This is a genomic window from Vreelandella neptunia (genome assembly GCF_034479615.1).
GTDB classification, from domain to species: Bacteria; Pseudomonadota; Gammaproteobacteria; order Pseudomonadales; family Halomonadaceae; genus Vreelandella; species Vreelandella neptunia.
On record NZ_CP140255.1, the window covers coordinates 1,992,853 to 2,010,869 of the forward strand.

At 54.0% G+C, this 18,017-nt stretch carries 20 protein-coding genes; 16 read left to right on the forward strand and 4 right to left on the reverse strand.

Annotated features, from left to right (window positions below):
• Nucleotides 1–85 precede the first annotated feature (85 nt).
• Together SR894_RS09260 and SR894_RS09265 are read right to left on the reverse strand one after the other, a co-directional pair.
• On the reverse strand, nt 86–739 hold the full coding sequence (locus SR894_RS09260) for a methionine ABC transporter permease (protein ID WP_071695914.1): 654 nt from the start codon (nt 737–739) through the stop codon (nt 86–88).
• Nucleotides 720–1,778, reverse strand: coding sequence for a methionine ABC transporter ATP-binding protein (locus tag SR894_RS09265; RefSeq protein ID WP_133733519.1), 1,059 nt, complete (start codon nt 1,776–1,778; stop codon nt 720–722). Before SR894_RS09265 ends, SR894_RS09260 begins: the two co-directional genes overlap by 20 nt.
• 571 nt (nt 1,779–2,349) lie before the next feature.
• Between SR894_RS09265 and SR894_RS09270 the strand changes: the two genes are divergently transcribed.
• The 10 genes from SR894_RS09270 to moaE all read left to right on the forward strand — a co-directional run bounded on the left by SR894_RS09270 (nt 2,350) and on the right by moaE (nt 10,222).
• Nucleotides 2,350–2,976: a riboflavin synthase subunit alpha gene (locus tag SR894_RS09270; RefSeq protein WP_133733518.1), complete on the forward strand. Its 627-nt coding sequence runs from the start codon at nt 2,350–2,352 to the stop codon at nt 2,974–2,976.
• Between the two features lie 208 nt (nt 2,977–3,184).
• Complete coding sequence (locus tag SR894_RS09275; RefSeq protein WP_133733517.1) at nt 3,185–4,483, forward strand: NCS2 family permease; 1,299 nt, start codon at nt 3,185–3,187, stop codon at nt 4,481–4,483.
• Nucleotides 4,484–4,522: 39 nt separating this feature from the next.
• A complete protein-coding gene (locus tag SR894_RS09280) occupies nt 4,523–5,068 on the forward strand; it encodes an adenine phosphoribosyltransferase (RefSeq protein ID WP_071693411.1) in 546 nt (181 codons plus the stop codon).
• 6 nt (nt 5,069–5,074) lie between these two features.
• Nucleotides 5,075–5,554, forward strand: coding sequence for a xanthine phosphoribosyltransferase (gene gpt / locus SR894_RS09285; RefSeq protein WP_009286932.1), 480 nt, complete (start codon nt 5,075–5,077; stop codon nt 5,552–5,554).
• Nucleotides 5,555–5,556: 2 nt separating this feature from the next.
• Nucleotides 5,557–6,240, forward strand: a complete 684-nt coding sequence (ung, locus tag SR894_RS09290) for a uracil-DNA glycosylase (protein ID WP_208862740.1) — start codon at nt 5,557–5,559, stop codon at nt 6,238–6,240.
• A gap of 95 nt (nt 6,241–6,335) precedes the next feature.
• Entirely contained in the window at nt 6,336–6,965 is a 630-nt protein-coding gene (gene upp / locus SR894_RS09295) for a uracil phosphoribosyltransferase (RefSeq protein ID WP_009286930.1), read from the forward strand.
• Between the two features lie 87 nt (nt 6,966–7,052).
• On the forward strand, nt 7,053–8,285 hold the full coding sequence (locus SR894_RS09300; protein WP_133733515.1) for a uracil-xanthine permease family protein: 1,233 nt from the start codon (nt 7,053–7,055) through the stop codon (nt 8,283–8,285).
• Nucleotides 8,286–8,356: 71 nt separating this feature from the next.
• Nucleotides 8,357–8,950, forward strand: a complete 594-nt coding sequence (mobB, locus tag SR894_RS09305) for a molybdopterin-guanine dinucleotide biosynthesis protein B (RefSeq protein ID WP_133733514.1) — start codon at nt 8,357–8,359, stop codon at nt 8,948–8,950.
• Between the two features lie 4 nt (nt 8,951–8,954).
• A complete protein-coding gene (gene moaC / locus SR894_RS09310) occupies nt 8,955–9,752 on the forward strand; it encodes a cyclic pyranopterin monophosphate synthase MoaC (protein ID WP_133733513.1) in 798 nt (265 codons plus the stop codon).
• 2 nt (nt 9,753–9,754) lie between these two features.
• Nucleotides 9,755–10,222 (forward strand): molybdopterin synthase catalytic subunit MoaE, encoded by a 468-nt coding sequence (moaE, locus tag SR894_RS09315; protein WP_264478626.1) that lies wholly within the window; start codon nt 9,755–9,757, stop codon nt 10,220–10,222.
• Between the two features lie 33 nt (nt 10,223–10,255).
• Here the strand turns inward: moaE and SR894_RS09320 are convergent, their stop codons facing one another.
• On the reverse strand, nt 10,256–11,866 hold the full coding sequence (locus tag SR894_RS09320) for a ribonuclease J (protein ID WP_133733537.1): 1,611 nt from the start codon (nt 11,864–11,866) through the stop codon (nt 10,256–10,258).
• A 230-nt stretch (nt 11,867–12,096) separates the two neighbouring features.
• Between SR894_RS09320 and purU the strand changes: the two genes are divergently transcribed.
• Nucleotides 12,097–12,951 carry a formyltetrahydrofolate deformylase gene (gene purU / locus SR894_RS09325; protein ID WP_133733512.1) on the forward strand — a complete coding sequence of 285 codons (855 nt, stop codon included), beginning with the start codon at nt 12,097–12,099 and terminating at the stop codon, nt 12,949–12,951.
• Nucleotides 12,952–12,975: 24 nt separating this feature from the next.
• Complete coding sequence (locus SR894_RS09330) at nt 12,976–13,647, forward strand: energy-coupling factor ABC transporter permease (protein WP_133733511.1); 672 nt, start codon at nt 12,976–12,978, stop codon at nt 13,645–13,647.
• Between the two features lie 172 nt (nt 13,648–13,819).
• Here SR894_RS09330 and lexA read toward each other — a convergent pair whose 3' ends face one another.
• Nucleotides 13,820–14,500: a transcriptional repressor LexA gene (gene lexA, locus SR894_RS09335; RefSeq protein ID WP_133733510.1), complete on the reverse strand. Its 681-nt coding sequence runs from the start codon at nt 14,498–14,500 to the stop codon at nt 13,820–13,822.
• Nucleotides 14,501–14,911: 411 nt separating this feature from the next.
• Here lexA and SR894_RS09340 point away from each other — a divergent pair, with 411 nt between their 5' ends.
• The 4 genes from SR894_RS09340 to SR894_RS09355 all read left to right on the forward strand — a co-directional run bounded on the left by SR894_RS09340 (nt 14,912) and on the right by SR894_RS09355 (nt 18,016).
• Nucleotides 14,912–15,604, forward strand: a complete 693-nt coding sequence (locus SR894_RS09340) for a TetR/AcrR family transcriptional regulator (protein WP_133733509.1) — start codon at nt 14,912–14,914, stop codon at nt 15,602–15,604.
• On the forward strand, nt 15,582–16,118 hold the full coding sequence (locus tag SR894_RS09345) for a L,D-transpeptidase (protein WP_133733508.1): 537 nt from the start codon (nt 15,582–15,584) through the stop codon (nt 16,116–16,118). The genes SR894_RS09340 and SR894_RS09345 overlap by 23 nt, the downstream gene beginning before the upstream one ends.
• Nucleotides 16,119–16,360: 242 nt before the next feature.
• Entirely contained in the window at nt 16,361–17,392 is a 1,032-nt protein-coding gene (gene nagZ / locus SR894_RS09350; RefSeq protein ID WP_133733507.1) for a beta-N-acetylhexosaminidase, read from the forward strand.
• 45 nt (nt 17,393–17,437) lie between these two features.
• Nucleotides 17,438–18,016 (forward strand): hypoxanthine-guanine phosphoribosyltransferase, encoded by a 579-nt coding sequence (locus SR894_RS09355; protein ID WP_009286922.1) that lies wholly within the window; start codon nt 17,438–17,440, stop codon nt 18,014–18,016.
• The last annotated feature ends 1 nt before the right edge of the window (nt 18,017 follow it).

Here is an 18,017-nt window from a genome sequence, read left to right on the forward strand (position 1 = left end):
TTGTGCTTGATGATGCAATGATGCGGCAATAAAAAACCGTTGTCTAATGCATTTTGGTTATATTGGATGGCTAATGATCGGGCTGCTACTTGCGGTCACTTTTGCGCACCAAGTAGTCACCCAAACTCTGAAAGCCCTGCACCATGACAACCAAGATAACCACCGTAATCAGCATGATAGTCGGGTTGAAGCGGTTGTAACCATAGCGAATGCCTAAGTCGCCAAGGCCACCGCCACCCACTGCACCCGCCATGGCTGAGTAGCTCACTAGCGTGACCACGGTAATCGTTAAGCCGGTCATGATCCCGCCGCGAGCTTCTGGAATCAGCACTTTGCCAATAATTTGCCAAGGCGTTGCGCCCATGGCTTGGGCGGCTTCAATTAATCCTGGCGAGATTTCATTAAGTGCCGCCTCGACCAGCCGAGCGACAAACGGAATAGCGGCAATCGTAAGCGGTACCGACGCAGCGTTAATGCCAATCGAGGTGCCCACCAGCATGCGCGTAAAAGGAATGATCGCCACCATCAAAATAATAAACGGGATGGAACGGCCAACGTTGGTAATAATACTCAGTACTTGATTAAGTACGGGCTTTGCCAATATTTGCCGCGGACGCGTGACATACAGCATTACCCCAAGGGGCAAGCCCACAAGGGTAGAAATAAGTCCTGAAACGGCCACCATATAAAGGGTATCCAGCGTGGCCTGTAAAATGAGATCAATCATTGCGCTGGACATGGCCGAGTACCTCCACTTGCAGTTGATGAGATTCGAGATAGTGCATGGCTTGCTGGGTTTGCGTTGGTGAACCTAATAGTTCCGCAATCATCAGGCCCAGGGTGCGCTCCTGAATCGACTCTACCTTTGCTTGTAAAATGCTGACATCGACCCCGCACTCTCGAGCAAGGCGGGAAATCAACGGCGTCGAGACCGCATCGCCAGAGAAGGTTAGGCGTACCACTGGGTGGGTGTTTTCGCCGGGAGCGTCAAGAAGCCTCTCGATCAGCTCTTTGGGCGGCGTTAGCTGCAGGAAGTCGTTGAGAAACTCACGACCCAGCTGGGTGCGTGGGGCGGTAAAGAAGTCGCCGACTTCCGAGTCTTCCACCAGTTCGCCGTCTGAAATCAGGCTCACCCGATGGCAAATCGATTTGACTACTTCCATCTCGTGGGTGATCAGCAGGATGGTAATGCCCAGTTGATGGTTAATATCGCGCAGCAGTTCCAGTATTGAGCTGGTGGTTTGTGGGTCTAGGGCAGAGGTTGCCTCATCGCAGAGCAGTACCTGAGGCTTACTGGCTAGCGCCCGGGCAATTGCTACCCGCTGTTTTTGACCGCCGGAAAGCTGAGCAGGGTACTGGTTGGCTTTATCCGCCAGACCTACCATTTCCAGGAGCGGAATAACGCGATCACGAACGGTTCGGCGTTTTTGCCCCATGAGCTCTAAAGGCAGGGCGACGTTGTCGAACACCGTGCGTGTGGTCAATAGATTAAAGTGCTGAAAAATCATGCCAATACGGTGGCGCGCGCGGTTGAGTGCTGCGTTGCTCAGCTGGGTCATTTCCTGACCATCGACCGTGACGCTACCGCTCGTGGGGCGCTCTAAGAGATTAACGCAGCGAATCAGCGTTGATTTGCCTGCGCCTGAGAGGCCGATGACGCCGTGAATAGTGCCTTTGGGCACACTGAGAGTGGCATTTTTGAGCGCATGGACGGCATTAGTGCCGCTGCCCTTGTTGTTACTGAAATAGGTTTTACTGACGTTGCTAAGTTCAATCATAGCGTCTGCCTTAACGGTAGGCCGAAGACGGAGAGCGGGGTGCGAACAGAGAGCGGGCCAGTGTTGAAGTGAAAATAAAAAAGGCCACCCTAATGGGCGGCCATCAACGCTGGACACACCCTTTTAGCTGCACTTCACTAGGTCAATCACCAATACTACGTCAGTGACCAAGTGGACGCCCGCAATCTGGGTACAAATCGGCGTCATTACATTTGCGGCAAAATTTTAGAGTTAGGTTGCTGTTTTGTCAATTTTAGCCGCCTGATTTTATGTTTTAAGCTTGTGAATTAGCATTATTTTCTAATTTTTATGAATGTTTTGGTTTTTAGTTCTGTGGGCGTGGTTTGAAAAGCTCTCCACTGGAGGAAATTAGCTTAAGCAGCCATGGGAAAGTGGGTGGCGTACAATAGGTCGCTCAAGAAACCATCGTTACTGAGTGCACAAGCATGAGGCACCAGTAGTAAGCTTGCGCCAATGATTTAATGTTTTGGCTGCACAGGCCTTACTGCTCGGTCTTTACGACTCAATTTTTACCACACGGTTTTTACTACATTTAGGAGAGAAGAGCCTTATGTTTACTGGCATTGTGCAAGGGGTAGCCAGAGTAGTGGCGGTGCGTGAGCTAGAGGATTTTCGTGTGCATGTGGTGGAGTTGCCGCCCTCAATGCGTGAGGGGCTTGAGATCGGAGCGTCCGTTGCTCATAACGGCGTTTGCTTAACAGTAACGGCGATTGAGGGCAGCAACGTTAGTTTTGATTTGATGCGTGAAACGTTGCGATTGACTAATCTTGGTGCAATCACCCCTGGGCAATGCGTCAATATAGAGCGCGCTGCGCGTTTTGGTGATGAAATCGGTGGGCACTCCATGTCGGGCCATATTATATCCATGGCAGAAGTAGTGGCCATCGAAGAGGCGCCCAACAACCGTCGGCTGTGGTTCTCGCTACCCGAAAGGCTGGGCCGATTCGTGTTTGAAAAGGGCTACATCGGGGTAGACGGCATCAGCTTAACCATTGGCGATGTACGCGTTACTGAGAGTGGGGCCGTGGAGTTCAGCGTCAATTTAATTCCTGAAACGCTGTCGCGCACCATTCTTCAGGATCGTGCACCTGGGGATCAGGTCAATATTGAAATTGACCCGCAAACCCAGGTAATCGTTGAAACCGTTGAGCGCATATTGTCGCAACAGAACCGGTAATGGTGTTTATTGGTTGTTGGGCTGACCGATCGGTTAGATCATGGCCTGAAGATTGCTAGGTATTCGGCAGCGGAGCGGTTTCCGCCGACATTGGTCGCCATGCTAAGAGGCTCGCGTCGAGGCGCGCGTTTCGGTAGTATGTGCGGCTTTTCTCAGCACCAGAATGCATACACGTCATGCGACGTTAGCGCTAAGGACAACAAACTTCATGAAACTTCTGGATAACTATTTCAAGCTCTCCGAGCAAAAAACCAACGTGAAAACAGAAGTTATCGCAGGGATTACCACCTTCCTGACGATGGCCTACATCATCTTTGTAAACCCGAGCATCCTGTCTGAGGCGGGGATGGACTACGGCGCGGTGTTCGTGGCGACGTGTCTCGCAGCGGCGATTGGCTGTTTCGTCATGGGGATGTGGGCTAACTACCCGATTGCCCAGGCGCCCGGTATGGGCTTGAACGCCTTTTTCACCTACGGCGTGGTGTTGGGGATGGGCTATACCTGGGAAGCCGCGTTGGGTGCGGTCTTCTTCTCCGGCTTAACCTTCTTCTTGCTAAGTATTTTTAAAATTCGCGAGTGGATTATTAACTCCATTCCCATGACGCTTAGGCTAGGTATCGCCGCCGGTATAGGTTTGTTCTTGGCGATGATTGCGCTTAAGAACGCCGGTATTGTGGTTGCCAACCCTGCGACCTTTGTTTCCCTGGGTGATCTTTCCCAACCTCCGGCTATTTATGCGCTGCTGGGCTTCTTTGTGATTACCGCGCTATCTTACTTGCGAGTGACGGGTGCCGTCATGATCGGGATTTTGGGTATTACTATTGCTGCAATGGTGCTTGGCCATAACGAATACGGCGGTCTGATGTCGATGCCGCCCTCTATTGCACCTACCTTTATGGCAATGGATTTGGTGGGCGCGCTGGATGTAGCAATGCTTAGCGTGATCTTTGCCTTCTTGTTTGTAGATCTCTTCGATACCTCAGGCACACTGGTTGGCGTTGCTCACCGCGGCAAGTTGCTGGACAAGGATGGCAAGTTACCACGCATTGGTCGTGCCATGATGGCCGACAGTACCGCGTCAATGGCGGGTGCCGCCCTGGGTACTTCCACTACGACGAGCTACATTGAATCTACTGCGGGTATCGCATCGGGTGGCCGTACTGGGTTAACGGCGGTAGTGGTTGGCGTTTTGTTCCTGATCAGCCTCTTCTTTGCTCCGCTGGCGGGTTCAATTCCAGCCTACGCTACCGCGGGTGCACTGCTGTATGTAGCGGTGTTAATGGCAGGTAGTTTGGCCCACGCTAATTGGGAAGACCCCACTGATGCCGCGCCGGTACTGATTGCTGCCCTGGCGATGCCGCTGACATTTTCGATTGCCGAAGGTATCGCGCTTGGCTTTATTAGCTATGTGGCGATCAAAACGCTGTCGGGCCGCTTTGCCGACCTGAACCCGGCGGTGATTATTTTGGCGCTGCTGTTTGCGACAAGATATCTTTTCTTGGTTTGATTAATCATTACCACTTTTTATTACTCAATGAGAGACGCGATGAGCATCTACGGCGACTACATTAAGTCCGTTATTCGCACGGTTCCTGATTGGCCTGAACAAGGGGTGAATTTTCGTGATATCACCCCGTTGCTGCAAAATAGTGCGGCCTTTCGCAAACTGATCGATAGCTTCGTTCATCGCTATCAGGAGATGAACCTGGATGCCATCGCGGCGATTGATGCGCGTGGTTTTATCATTGGCGCGCCGCTTGCGTATGAGTTGGGCTGCAGCTTTGTGCCGGTGCGTAAGAAGGGCAAGCTACCCTTCAAGACCATCAGCGAGACGTATACGCTGGAATATGGGCATTCTGAAGTGGAACTGCACTCCGATGCGTTCCAGAAAGATGATCGTATCCTGCTAATGGATGACCTGATCGCCACCGGTGGCACCATGCTGGCAGCGGCCAACTTGATCCAGCGCAGCGGAGGCCAGGTGGTTGAGACAGCCACTATTATCGATCTACCCGAGCTGGGTGGTTCACAGAAAATTCGCGATGCCGGTTACAGCGTATTCGCCGTTTGTTCTTTCAATGAAGACGAGTAATTCCCCATGAGCAGCGATCGCTACCACCAACACTTCACCGTCTCCTGGGATCAGTTGCACCGTGATGTGCGTACGCTTTGTCACCAGATGATCGAACGTGACTTTAAAGGCATCGTAGCGATTACCCGGGGCGGGTTAATTCCCGCCGCGCTGATTGCTCGGGAGCTTAATATCCGCTTGATCGATACCGTGTGTATTAAAAGCTACGACCATATGGATCAAGGCGGCCTGGATATTATGAAGGGCGTCGATCATGACGGTGAAGGCTGGTTGCTGGTCGATGACTTGGTGGATACCGGCAAAACGGCGCGGGCAGTACGCAAAATGCTGCCTAAAGCTCACTTTGTGACTATCTATGCCAAGCCGGACGGCCGCCCCCTGGTGGATCAATATCTGACTGAAGTTGCCCAGCAGTGCTGGATTCAATTCCCGTGGGATATGGGCGTGGCCTACGTTGAGCCGCTTGTTGATCAAATGAAGAGGTAATAATGGCCAATCCGCTTCCCGACGATTGGAGTCAGTGGCTGGGTAATGAGTTTCAGGCTGACTATATGCTGGCGCTAAAAGATTTTTTGGCCCAGCAAAAAGCCGCGAAGAAGATCATATATCCCCACTCAACGCAGTGGTTTCGTGCCTTTGAGCTGACCCCGTTGAACGAAGTGAAGGTGGTTATTTTAGGCCAGGATCCCTACCACGGGCCCAATCAGGCCCACGGGTTATGCTTTTCCGTGCAGCCCGGGGTACCCGTGCCGCCGTCGCTGGTCAACATCTACAAAGAGTTGGCCACCGATGTCGGTTTTACCCCCGTGCGCCACGGCCATCTAGAAGCATGGGCCAAGCAGGGCGTGCTGTTGCTAAACACCTCGCTGACCGTGGAGCAGGGCAATGCGGCCTCGCATCGCGGTAAAGGGTGGGAGCCGTTCACTGACCGCGCGATTGAAACCGTCAGCCAGCACGCGCCGCCGTGTGTGTTTCTGCTCTGGGGCAGTCATGCCCGCCAGAAGAAGGCACTGATCGACCAGGGGCGCCACTTGATACTGGAAGCCCCGCACCCTTCACCGCTTTCTGCGCACCGGGGTTTTTTTGGCACTCGGCATTTTTCCCAAGCCAATCAATTTCTGCAAGCGCAAGGGCGAGCACCTATCGAGTGGCAATTGCCGGAAACCCCTTAACCTTGTAAGTGGTTGCGGGTAGAATACGCGCAATTTTGTGCCTAGTTGATGCAACCTTGGTTGCCATTCTGAATCCCCTGCAGTGAGGAAGTCCCATGAGTGTTTACGCCATTAACCATCCGCTTGTACAACATAAGCTGGGTCTGATGCGCGAAGTTGACCTGAGCACTAAGAGCTTTCGTGAACTGGCAGGTGAAGTCGCCAAGCTGCTGACCTATGAAGCAACCAAAGGTCTTGAACTGGAAGATCATGAAATTCAGGGATGGAACGGTGAGCCAATTGCAACGCGTCGATTAAAAGGTAAAAAAGTCACCGTCGTACCGATTCTGCGTGCCGGGCTTGGCATGCTGGAAGGCGTAACGGATTTAATTCCGAGTGCGCGGGTAAGCGTTGTAGGTCTTTATCGTGATGAAGAGACGCTGCAGCCGGTGCCTTACTTTGCCAAGTTTGCCAACGATATCGAAGAGCGCATGGCGATCGTGATAGATCCCATGCTGGCCACCGGTGGTTCGATGGTCGCAACACTGGATATGCTGCGTGAGCGGGGCTGTGAGCATATGAAGGTGATCGTGCTCGTCGCCGCCCCTGAAGGTATCAAGCGGGTGCAGGACGCTTACCCCGATATTGAAATTTACACCGCCTCAATAGATGACCGCCTCGACGAAAATGGCTACATCGTCCCCGGATTGGGTGACGCTGGCGATAAGATTTTCGGAACGCGCTAAGCGTCCTTATATTGATTGCCCCTTACGCTTAGCGTCAGGGGCATTTTTTTGCACACCTGCTATTCAATAAACACTAGGAATTCACTTATGCGTGAAGCTGCCAGTCAGGCTGAGTCGTGGCCGAAAATCATCTTAACCGGCGCACAAATGCTGTTTGTAGCGTTTGGCGCCTTGGTGCTAGTACCGCTTTTGACAGGACTAGACCCAAGCGTTGCCCTGTTCACGGCTGGGGTGGGCACGCTGGTATTTCATGGGGTGACCAAGCAGAGCGTGCCGGTGTTTTTGGCCTCATCGTTTGCCTTTATAGCGCCTATCCAAGGCTCTGTGGCGAGCTTTGGAGTTTCGGCGACCATGGGTGGGCTAATGGCGGCGGGGCTGGTCTATGTGGCGATCTCACAGGCTGTGCGTTTAAAAGGCACTGCCTGGCTGCACCGTTTGCTGCCCGCCGTGGTGGTGGGGCCGGTGATTATGGTGATTGGCCTGGCGCTGGCGCCGGTGGCAGTTAGCATGGCGACCGGTGAAACCAGCGATAACATCGGTTATGGCGCAGCGATTTTCTTATCAATGACCAGCTTGCTGGTAACCCTGGTGCTGGCGGTATTTGGTCGCGGGCTACTTCGCCTTGTACCGATTATGGGCGGCATTGTCACGGGCTATTTGTTAGCGTTGTTGATGGGGGTGGTTGACTTTACGCCGGTGCACGAGGCGCAGTGGCTATCGATCCCCAGCTTTACCGCACCCAGTTTTCATTGGGCTGCCATTCTATTTATGATTCCGGTCGCTATTGCCCCAGCGGTAGAGCACATTGGTGATATGGTGGCGATTGGCTCAGTGACTCGCAAAAACTACCTGGAAAAGCCTGGCCTACACCGCACCCTGTTAGGCGACGGCTTGGCGACCAGCGTAGCAGCGCTATTCGGCGGACCGCCGAACACCACGTACTCGGAAGTCACCGGAGCGGTAACCCTCACTCGGGCGTTTAATCCCAAGTACATGATCGTTGCAGCGATTATTGCCATTGTGCTGGCGTTTGTGTCCAAGCTTGGCGCGCTGCTGCAAACCATTCCTGGGCCGGTAATGGGCGGTATAATGACGCTGTTGTTTGGTTCCATTGCGGTCGTCGGTATGAACACCCTGGTACGTGCCGGGCAGTCGCTGACGGCACCGCGCAATTTAGTCGTGGTTTCACTGATACTGGTGTTCGGGATTGGCGGCATGCAGTTTGGCGGTGGCCAGTTTACGCTCCAGGGCGTTAGTCTAGCCGCCTTGGTGGGTATTGTGTTGAACTGGCTATTACCCCGTGAGCAAGAGGGCGAGTAGAGTCATTCTCTATAACGCTGTGTGAAACGGTAGAACGGTAGCGTTTAGTGATTATCAGGAGTCTCGGCAGCATGGAAAACGAACTAACCGCATCCTTTCCAGTATTGGGGATTGCTGCCTGGAGCGGCACCGGAAAAACGACGCTGTTAGAGAAGCTGCTACCACGATTAGGCGAGTATGGCTTAAACGTCGCGGTGATTAAGCATGCTCACCATTCGTTTGATGTCGACCAGCCCGGCAAGGATAGTTATAAGCTGCGCAGCGCAGGTGCCGCACCGGTGCTAGTGGCTTCCCGTCAGCGGTTTGCGCTGATGCAGGAAACCCCCGGCCAGGATGAGCCTGATTTAGGCCAGTTAATTGCCATGATGGTGCCGCACAAACCTGACCTGGTGATTGTCGAGGGTTTCAAGGCTTGGCCGATTCCCAAGCTGGTGTTATACCGCGACGGGATTGGCGATGCGGCGATTTTAACCGGCCAGTGGGTTGAGGCCGTCGCGCTCAGTGCGCCACCGCCTATCGACCTGGCGGCTTCGGTGGCTCAGTTAGATCTAGACGATAGCGAAGCGGTTGCACAATGGGTAGTGACCTGGTTAAGCGCTAAAAACGATACGATGTCTTCAAAAAATACGTCTTCAAAACATATGCCTTCAAAACAGCAATGGTGAAAACATGCATCTGACCCACCTTAATACCCGTGGCGAAGCCAATATGGTGGACGTCGGCGATAAGCAGGAAACCCGCCGCGAAGCAGTCGCCTCGGGGCGCATTATCATGCAGCCTGAAACGCTGAAATTGCTTAGCGATGGTGAACTGCCCAAGGGCGATGTACTTGCTACCGCGCGGATTGCCGGTATCCAGGCTGCCAAGCGCACCCATGAGCTGATTCCGCTTTGCCATTCACTGGCGCTCTCCAAAGTATCGGTTGAGTTCGATATCGATGTGGCCGAATCCTGCGTTCATGTGACCTCGCTGTGTCGCTTGAATGGACGCACCGGGGTTGAAATGGAAGCCCTTACCGCCGTCTCAGTAGCCTGTTTGACGCTTTACGATATGTGCAAAGCGGTCGATAAAGGTATGCGTATTGAGGCCATCCAGCTCGATAGCAAGCAGGGTGGGCTGCGCGGCGACTATCAGCGTATGAGTGCCCAGGCTCCGATTGTTACCGGTGACGGTGTAGCCGGAGAAGTCAGCTTGGGCGAGCGCTGCCCTTCACCCTGTGTGCGGGTTAAGTTTTTAGCCGAACTACGCGAGCGGGTAGGCGAGAGTGAGGCCGTCGTGAGTCTTGATCAACTGGCTAGCCGCGACATTAGCGGATTAAAAGCCGCGCTGGCCGAGCAGGATAGTCGCTTTAAACAGCTTACCGACCAGCGTACGCTGTGTGCGATTAACCAGGTCATGGCCAATGACGAGGCTTTAGTGACCGATGATGACGAAGTGGCGTTTTTCCCGCCAGTAACAGGGGGGTGAGGGTGGATAATAAGCTGGATATTAAAGTAGTCATTCAAGCAGACCCGTTCTCAATGGCCTACGGCTATGACGATGCCTTGGCGGGGCGCAGCGATATTGGCGCAGTGGTGAGTTTTACCGGCCTTGTGCGTGATTTTAATGAAACGCCGGACGTCACAGGGTTAACGCTGGAGCACTACCCGGGCATGACCGAACGTACGCTGACGGAGATTGGTGAGCAGGCCTGGCAGCGCTGGTCGCTCCAGGCGGTACGAATCATTCACCGCGTCGGTTACCTGGGGCCCGGCGATCCGATTGTGCGCGTGCTGGTGGCTAGCGCGCATCGGCGTGAAGCGTTTGAAGCCTGCGATTTTATTATGGATTTTCTGAAAACCCAGGCGCCTTTCTGGAAGAAAGAGCACTCTACCCAGGGCGAGTATTGGGTCAAAGAGCGCCACTCCGACCAACAGGATGCCGCGCGGTGGGAATGAGTTTCCCGCGTCGCTGCTCGCAAAGACTTGGCGCTAGCGATTAGCCGCATTTTTCAAGATGGGTTGTTCGGGCATTTCGGCGGCCATAATCTGTAGGTGCACGTCGGGCAGGTGCTGCATATGCTCCGCTAACCAGTGAACCAAGCGGGGCTGCAATGCCTGGCGCAAGTCGGCAAGCGTCTCTGCAGCAATCTCATCAAGCTGATCGTCCAGCCAATCGCTAAAGCTATCTTCATCCAGCGGGCTGGCCCCCGAGGCATCCAGCATCAAGCGACCAATACGCGCCCATCCTGTCTCAGTAGCCGTCACCGGCAGCGCTAAGTATAAGCTGCCGCGACGGGCCTTGCTGGCGTCGTTTACCTCGAGGCCAGGGTGGGGTACCACACTGTTTTGACTGACAATGCAGGGCGGCTGCGGATAGCGCGCCTCACAGCGCAGCCCGTGGCTATCGAAGAAAATTAGATCACCATTCACCGGCGCTAGCGGCGCGCTAACGCCCAGCTGTTGGGCAATTGCCTGATGAGCCTGCTGGTGGCGCACTTCGCCATGCACTGGCATAAGATGCTTGGGTCTTACCCACTGGTAAAGCTTGATGAGCTCATCCTCAGCTGGATGCCCGGTGGCATGCAACTCAGGATGATTAACCTCGTCATAGATGCTGACACCTAAGTGCGCCAAGCGCTTTTTAAGCTGCTCAATGGGGCGCTCATTGCCGGGGATGGCTTTAGCCGAAAAGATGACGTTATCGCCCGGCTGAAGATCCACAAAAGGGTGCCGCCCCTGAGCTAGACGCTGTAGTGCAGCGCGGGGTTCACCCTGGCTGCCGGTGGCGATAATCACCACTTCATCCGGGGGGAGGTAACCTAAGTCATGATTGGGCACCAGCGGCGGTAAATCATCCATATAGCCAAGCCCACGTGCAACGCTGACCATGCGCTCCATAGAACGGCCCATCAAGCTGATGCGGCGGCCACATTGATGGGCTGCGCGCCCTATCGCTAACACCCGGGCAAGATTGCTGGCAAAGCAGGAGACCACTACGCGGCCCTGGCAGTTGCTGAGAGTTTTTGCCAGCGCCCGGGCGACGTCCCCCTCGCTGCCTGAGTGCCCGGGCATGGGGGCGTTAGTAGAATCGCCCACCACTAAATCAACTGGCGCAAGCGCCTTGAACTGGGCCGCGCTTATCGGCGTGCCGATGATCGGTTCAGGATCGAGTTTCCAGTCGCCGGTATGTAGAACGCGATAGCCTCCGGCCATCATGATCAGCGCACAGCTTTCGGGAATCGAGTGGGTTAAAAGCAGATAGCGCAGCGTAAATGGCCCGCTTTCCAACGCCTCGCCAGGTTCAATAACATGGATTGCTGCGCTGCTAAGCTGATGCTCGGCAAATTTTAGCCGCAACAGTCCGGCTGCCAGTGGGGTGGCATAAATGGGGCAGTTCCACATTGGCCAGAGCCAGGCGACCGCACCAATGTGGTCTTCGTGGCCATGGGTGATAAATAGCGCTTTGGGCACGATCCCTAGTGCTTTCGGCGTATCGAGATTGGGTACCTGCAGCGGCGAGTTGGGAAGATCCTGGCGGATCATCATGCCGCAGTCCACGGCTATCCAGTGCTCGTCATAGCCGTATAGCGTTAGATTCATTCCAATCTCACCGCAACCCCCCAGCGGCAAAATGCGCAGCGGTGGACGACGACGGGGACGAATTTGAACGCGTGATGAATGCATCTGTTATGAAAAACCTAAAAAGTAGTGACTTAACTATACGGGAAGGCAGGGGCGGCTAACAATCATCCTTGGCCTTCCGATACAATATGCAGCCTAAGCCGCTGGTTTGTCATAATTACCTTAGAAATAGGTCAAGAGTAGCTCACATGTCTCATTATTATCGTTTAGTGGTTTCCTGTCCTGATCGGGTAGGTATTGTTGCACGGGTTTCAAACTTTATTGCCCAGCAGGGTGGCTCCATCACCGAAGCCAGCCAGCACTCTGATTTAGAAACCGGCTGCTTTTTTATGCGCTATGAAATTCTGGCGGATTCGGTGGGTATGTCGGTGGAAGCACTGCGCGCGGCGTTTGAACCGGTGGCCAGCGAATTCAATATGCAGTGGTCACTGGTGGATACCCAGCAGCGTCGCCGCGTAGTGCTGATGGTGTCGCGGGAGTCACACTGCTTGGTAGATCTACTTTACCGCTGGCAGGCGGGTGAGCTGGATTGCGATATTGTTGGGGTTATCTCCAACCATGACGATATGCGTTCGCTGACCGAGTGGTACGGCATTCCTTACCACCATGTGCCGGTCGACCCCGACAATAAGCAAGCGTCGTTTGCCAAGGTTCAAGCTGAAATCGACAGCGCTCGCGCTGACTGCGTGGTGCTGGCGCGCTATATGCAAATACTGCCCCCCGAGCTGTGCGCGCGCTATGCGGGGCGAGTGATCAATATTCACCACAGCTTTTTGCCCTCTTTTGCCGGGGCTAAGCCTTACCATCAAGCCTACCAGCGTGGCGTTAAACTGATCGGCGCTACCTGTCACTATGTAACCGAGGAACTCGACGCAGGTCCTATCATCGAACAGGATATCCATCGTGTTAGCCACTGCCACACACCCACTGATCTAGTGCGCTTTGGACGTGATGTAGAAAAAGCCGTGCTCGCTCGGGGCTTGCGCTGGCACTTGGAAGATCGCGTGCTGGTGCACGGCAACAAGACAGTGGTATTTAGTTAACGCTCATCAACCCTAGAGGCCGCCATGTCATTTGCGCAAAGTGTACTAGCGCCCTGGGCGCTGCTGCTCACCTGGCTACTCTCGCTGGGCGTGATAGCGTGGACACTTTGGCGGCGGCCCTGGCAGGTATTGATCGAGGATACCGCGCTTCAGCACCGCTGGTTAGGCGCCACGCTGGCGGTGATGCTTATGTGGCAGCTTCGCGCGCAGGCGGTTGATTGGCTAACGCTGCACCTTGTCTTTACGGTATTGATGACACTGGTTTTTAAAGCGCCGTTAGCGCTGATCAGCAACGTGCTGATCAATATCGCCATGGTGGTGATTGGTCGCAATGAATGGATGTTGTTGGGGGCAAATGTGCTGGTTACCGGGATCGTTCCGGCGGCCGTTATTGGCACGGTATGGCGGCTGGTAGATCGCCGCCTGCCGGATAACTTGATGGTCTTTCTGTTTGCCTGCGGCTTTTTTGGCGCGGCGCTGGCAACGCTAGGGGGAGGTCTGGCGGCGGTAGTGCTGATTATCGTCGCAGGGACTGACCCTGAGGCGATCTACCTTGCCCAGGAGTACGCGCGCTTCCTGCCCTTGTTAATGCCTTCAGAGGCGTTTATTACCGGCATGCTGCTAAGTATTTTATTGGTCTATCACCCTAACTGGGTGGCCACCTTCAATGACCACCGCTATATCGACATGCAATAGTGTGGGGACTAGCAGCCTGTCGGGCTTGACCGATCGTCGCGAGAAGCACGGATTTTGAGCCAAATTTATCGATCGATTGAGGCGAATAGCGCGCTATTTAACGAAATCGATCGAATAAAGTTGGCCAAAATACCGGGATTCGCAGTAGATCAGTGTTAAGTCCGACAGGCTGCTAGCCGAGTGCCTGGCCGTTACCGCCTCGAATCACTCCGACTCCAACGCCTTCGATATCGAGGGATTGGGAGCGCAGGTCGATTTCAATGGGCGCAAAATCAGGGTTCTCTGCAAACAGCGTCACTTGATGCCCCTGGCGTTTGAAGCGTTTAACCGTTACTTCATCGTCTAAGCGGGCAACCACAATCTGGCCATCGCGCACTCGGTCGGTGCGATGAACCGCCAATAAATCACCCTCCAAAATGCCAATATCCTTCATGGAAAGCCCGCGCACACGCAGCAGGTAGTCAGCTTTGGGCGTGAAGTACTCAGCCGGTAGGGGGCAGTAACGATCAATATGTTCAGCGGCTAAAATGGGGCTTCCAGCGGCCACCTCACCGATCACTGGCAGGCCAGCGGGCAGGGGTTCAACGTTGGCAGCGGGTAACGCGGTGACTGCGCTATCGAGGGTCTCTTGAGGTTCCTGGTTGGGCAGGCGAATGCCTCGAGACGTGTTGCGGATAATGCGAATAACGCCTTTGCGTTCCAGCGCGCGCAGGTGCTCTTCAGCCGCATTGGGGGAGCGGAAGCCGAGTGCTTTGGCAATCTCAGCACGGGTAGGAGGGTAGCCAAATTCGCCCATAGTCTTAACGATAAAATCAAACACGTGCTGTTGGCGAGCGGTTAGCGGACGCGACATACCAGACTCCATAAATAGTGAATAGACAGTAACAAGCTAAATGTCGACTTAATCAATAAGTGTTTAAGTATACAGTATGTTCCTCTGTCCAGTATATGGCCTGTCAGTGCCTATCGACTATGTCTATACAATTTTCCTAAGAAACCTCTGATTAACTATTGCGCTCGACCATACGGCGTTAAAAATCGCCTCAAAATGCTCATTTACAACCCGTAAACTCCGCTTTTTCGTTGATTTTTGCCTTGTCTGGTCTTCGCTCATTACGTTAAACAGAGGCCCCTTAATCGTTTGAAACTAAGTTTCTGCTTATTTAACCTGCCACATTTTGTCAGTAAATCAAGCGTTGAGCCCACCAAGGTTATGGCATAGTATTTTGCTATGTTTTAAACACCTGTTTCCCTGGAGAGCGACATGGCTCAATCTGATACGGTGACCCGTATACTCGATACTGCTGAGGTGCTGTTTGCAGAGCGGGGTTTTGCCGAAACTTCGCTGCGCAACATCACTAGCAAAGCGCGCGTTAACCTGGCCGCTGTTAATTACCATTTTGGTTCCAAAAAAGCCCTGATTCAGGCCGTTTTTTCCCGCTATTTGGATCCTTTTACTCAGCGTTTTCATACCGCGCTGGATGAGCTGGAAGGCCAACACGCTGGTCGTGTTATTCCACTTGAAACACTGCTCGAAACCATGGCCACCACCGTTCTTGCGGTACCCGCCGAACGTAATAGCTTAAAAGTGTTCATGCGCTTGCTCGGTCTTGCCTACAGCCAGGCACAGGGGCATCTCAGGCGCTATATCCAGCAAGAGTATGGTGATGTGTTTACCCGCTTCACCGAGCTTGTACGTAAAGCAACGCCGGATCTGCCTGACGCTGAGCGCTTTTGGCGGCTACACTTTATGCTTGGGACGGTAATATTTACCCTTTCTGGCCTCGATGCACTGCGCGATATCGCGGAGAAGGATTACCACGAACAGGTCTCGGTGCGTGATTTGGTCAGACGCTTGCTTCCTGTCGTTGTGGCTGCCATGAATGCGCCGTTACCCATGACCCTTGAAGAAGCCAAACCTGAAGAAGGAAAACATGCGAACGCCTACGCTAGCTGAGCTACCTCCCACTGAGAATATCTGGCTGGAGATTGATACTACCCAACAGGCGCTGCGCTGTTGGCGAGGGCCTAAAGTGCTCCATGAGTGTGCAATCTCCTCCGGTGCTGCTGGAAGCGGGGAGCGCAATGGCAGTGGTAAAACGCCCCACGGCTGGCATTATGTGCGAGCCGCTATTGGTGGAGACATGCCCGAAAATGCGGTGTTTCGCGGTCGTCGCTGGACGGGCGAGACCTTTTCGCCCGAACTCGCCAAAGAGCATCCTGAGCGTGATTGGATTTTGACCCGCATACTGTGGCTGTGTGGCTTGGAAAAAGGCGTGAACCGCGGTGGTCAGGTGGACTCGCAAAGGCGCTATATCTACCTGCACGGGACGCCGTATGAAGAGCCTATGGGAGTAGCTGCGTCCCACGGCTGTATTCGTGTACGCAATCCTGATCTGCTCTATATCTTTTCGTTAGCGTTGCCGGGAACACCTGTTTGGTTGCACGGTGGCCGCCAATCCTTTGATTGACCTTTTTCAATTGTTTCAAAATCCATGATCACATGGGGAGGGTAGGTTGAAGCGAGGGTCTTTCGCTTCAGGGACGGCGAAAGTAGCGCCCATGGATGGGGTAACAGCGCCCTCGCGGAAACCTGCCCTCATCATCGAAGTTTATCGATTGCCAACTACGATTGCCTTGGCAAAACTACACAGATTTTGACACCGCTAGACGATCGTCTAGAATCATCGCCCCTTTTAATGGACCTATCACGATGACTCAACCGTTAGGCCCGGTCATGCTTGACCTTGAAGGCACCAAATTGACGGCTGCAGAAAAGCGCTTGCTGCTAGACCCGACGGTCGGGGGCGTTATTCTGTTTGCCCGCAATGTCGAAAATGGCTATCAGGTTCGCAAGCTCTGCAGCGATATTCGCCGCGTGCGTGCTGATTTACTGCTCGCCGTGGATCAAGAGGGCGGTCGCGTTCAACGCATCAAAGAGGGGTTAACACGCCTGCCAGCCATGGCGCGTATCGGTGAGAGCTACCGCACCACCCCGGAAGAGGGGCTGGCGTTAGCCAAAGATGCCGGCTGGTTGTTAGGTATGGAGATGGCTGCCTGTGGTTTGGATCTGAGCTTCGCCCCGGTATTAGATGTTGAGAGCGGTCTGTCCAGCGTTATCGGCGATCGTAGTTTTAGTAGTGACCCCCAGCACGTGGCGCAACTAGGTAGCGCCTTTATTCAAGGGCTTCATGATGCCGGTATGGCTGCTGTGGGCAAGCACTTTCCCGGCCACGGCGGGGTTGCGGCGGACTCCCACGTTGCCTTGCCAGTAGACGATCGCCCGCTGGAAGTGATTAAACAGCACGATCTTGTGCCCTTTACCCAATTAGCCCCGCAGTTAGATGGGGTCATGCCGGCGCACGTTATTTATAGTGCTTTCGATACGCGCCCAGCAGGATTTTCACCCAGTTGGTTGGGTATGTTGCGGGAATCGCTTGGCTTTAAAGGCTGCGTTTTTTCTGATGATCTGAGTATGGCAGGCGCCCACGAAGCGGGAGACCCCAAAGCGCGTGCCCAGGCAGCGCTGGCAGCTGGGTGCGATATGCTATTGGTTTGTAATGACCGGGCCGCTGCGCTTGAAGTGATGGAAGCATGCCAAGGAATCAATTCTAAACGCCCCGCTAAACTGCGTTATAGCCGAGCACGGCCAGACCTAGACGCGCTGAGTGCACTGGGCCGTTGGCGTCGTACTCATGCTAAGTTGGAAGCGCTAGCGGATAAGCCGAAGCCCAGCGCTGATTAAATCCCTTACTTAAATAAAGCTTTTCACCCGCCGTGGAGTTGGTAGATGTCAAAGTTGGATAAAGAAGCATTAGAGTCGCTGGACTCGATGCGCGAGCTGATGGATAACGCCGACTGCCTAATTTCTCAGCAAGAGGTAGAGAGGGCGCTGGATCGTATGGCGGAAGAGATTACTCGGGATTTAGGCGATAAACTGCCGGTTTTTTACTGCGTAATGAATGGTGGCTTGATTACCACCGGTCATCTGCTTACCCGCTTGGGCTTTCCGCTGGAAGTGGATTATCTGCATGCCACTCGCTACCGTAACGAGCTGCGCGGAGGCGAGCTGTTTTGGCGCGTTTCACCTGAAGTGCCCATGGCGGGCCGTCACGTAGTGATTGTTGACGATATCCTGGACGAGGGTGCGACCCTGGCGGCTATTTTGGCATACTGCGAAGAAGCTCAGGCCGCCAGCGTCACCACAGCGGTACTGGTGGATAAACAGCACAACCGCAAAGCCGTGCCCGGTTTGAAAGCTGACTACTGCAGCCTTGAAGTCGCTGACCGCTACGTGTTTGGCTTTGGTATGGATTACAAAGGCTACTGGCGCAACGCACCGGGGATTTTTGCCCCCAAAGGCATGTAAT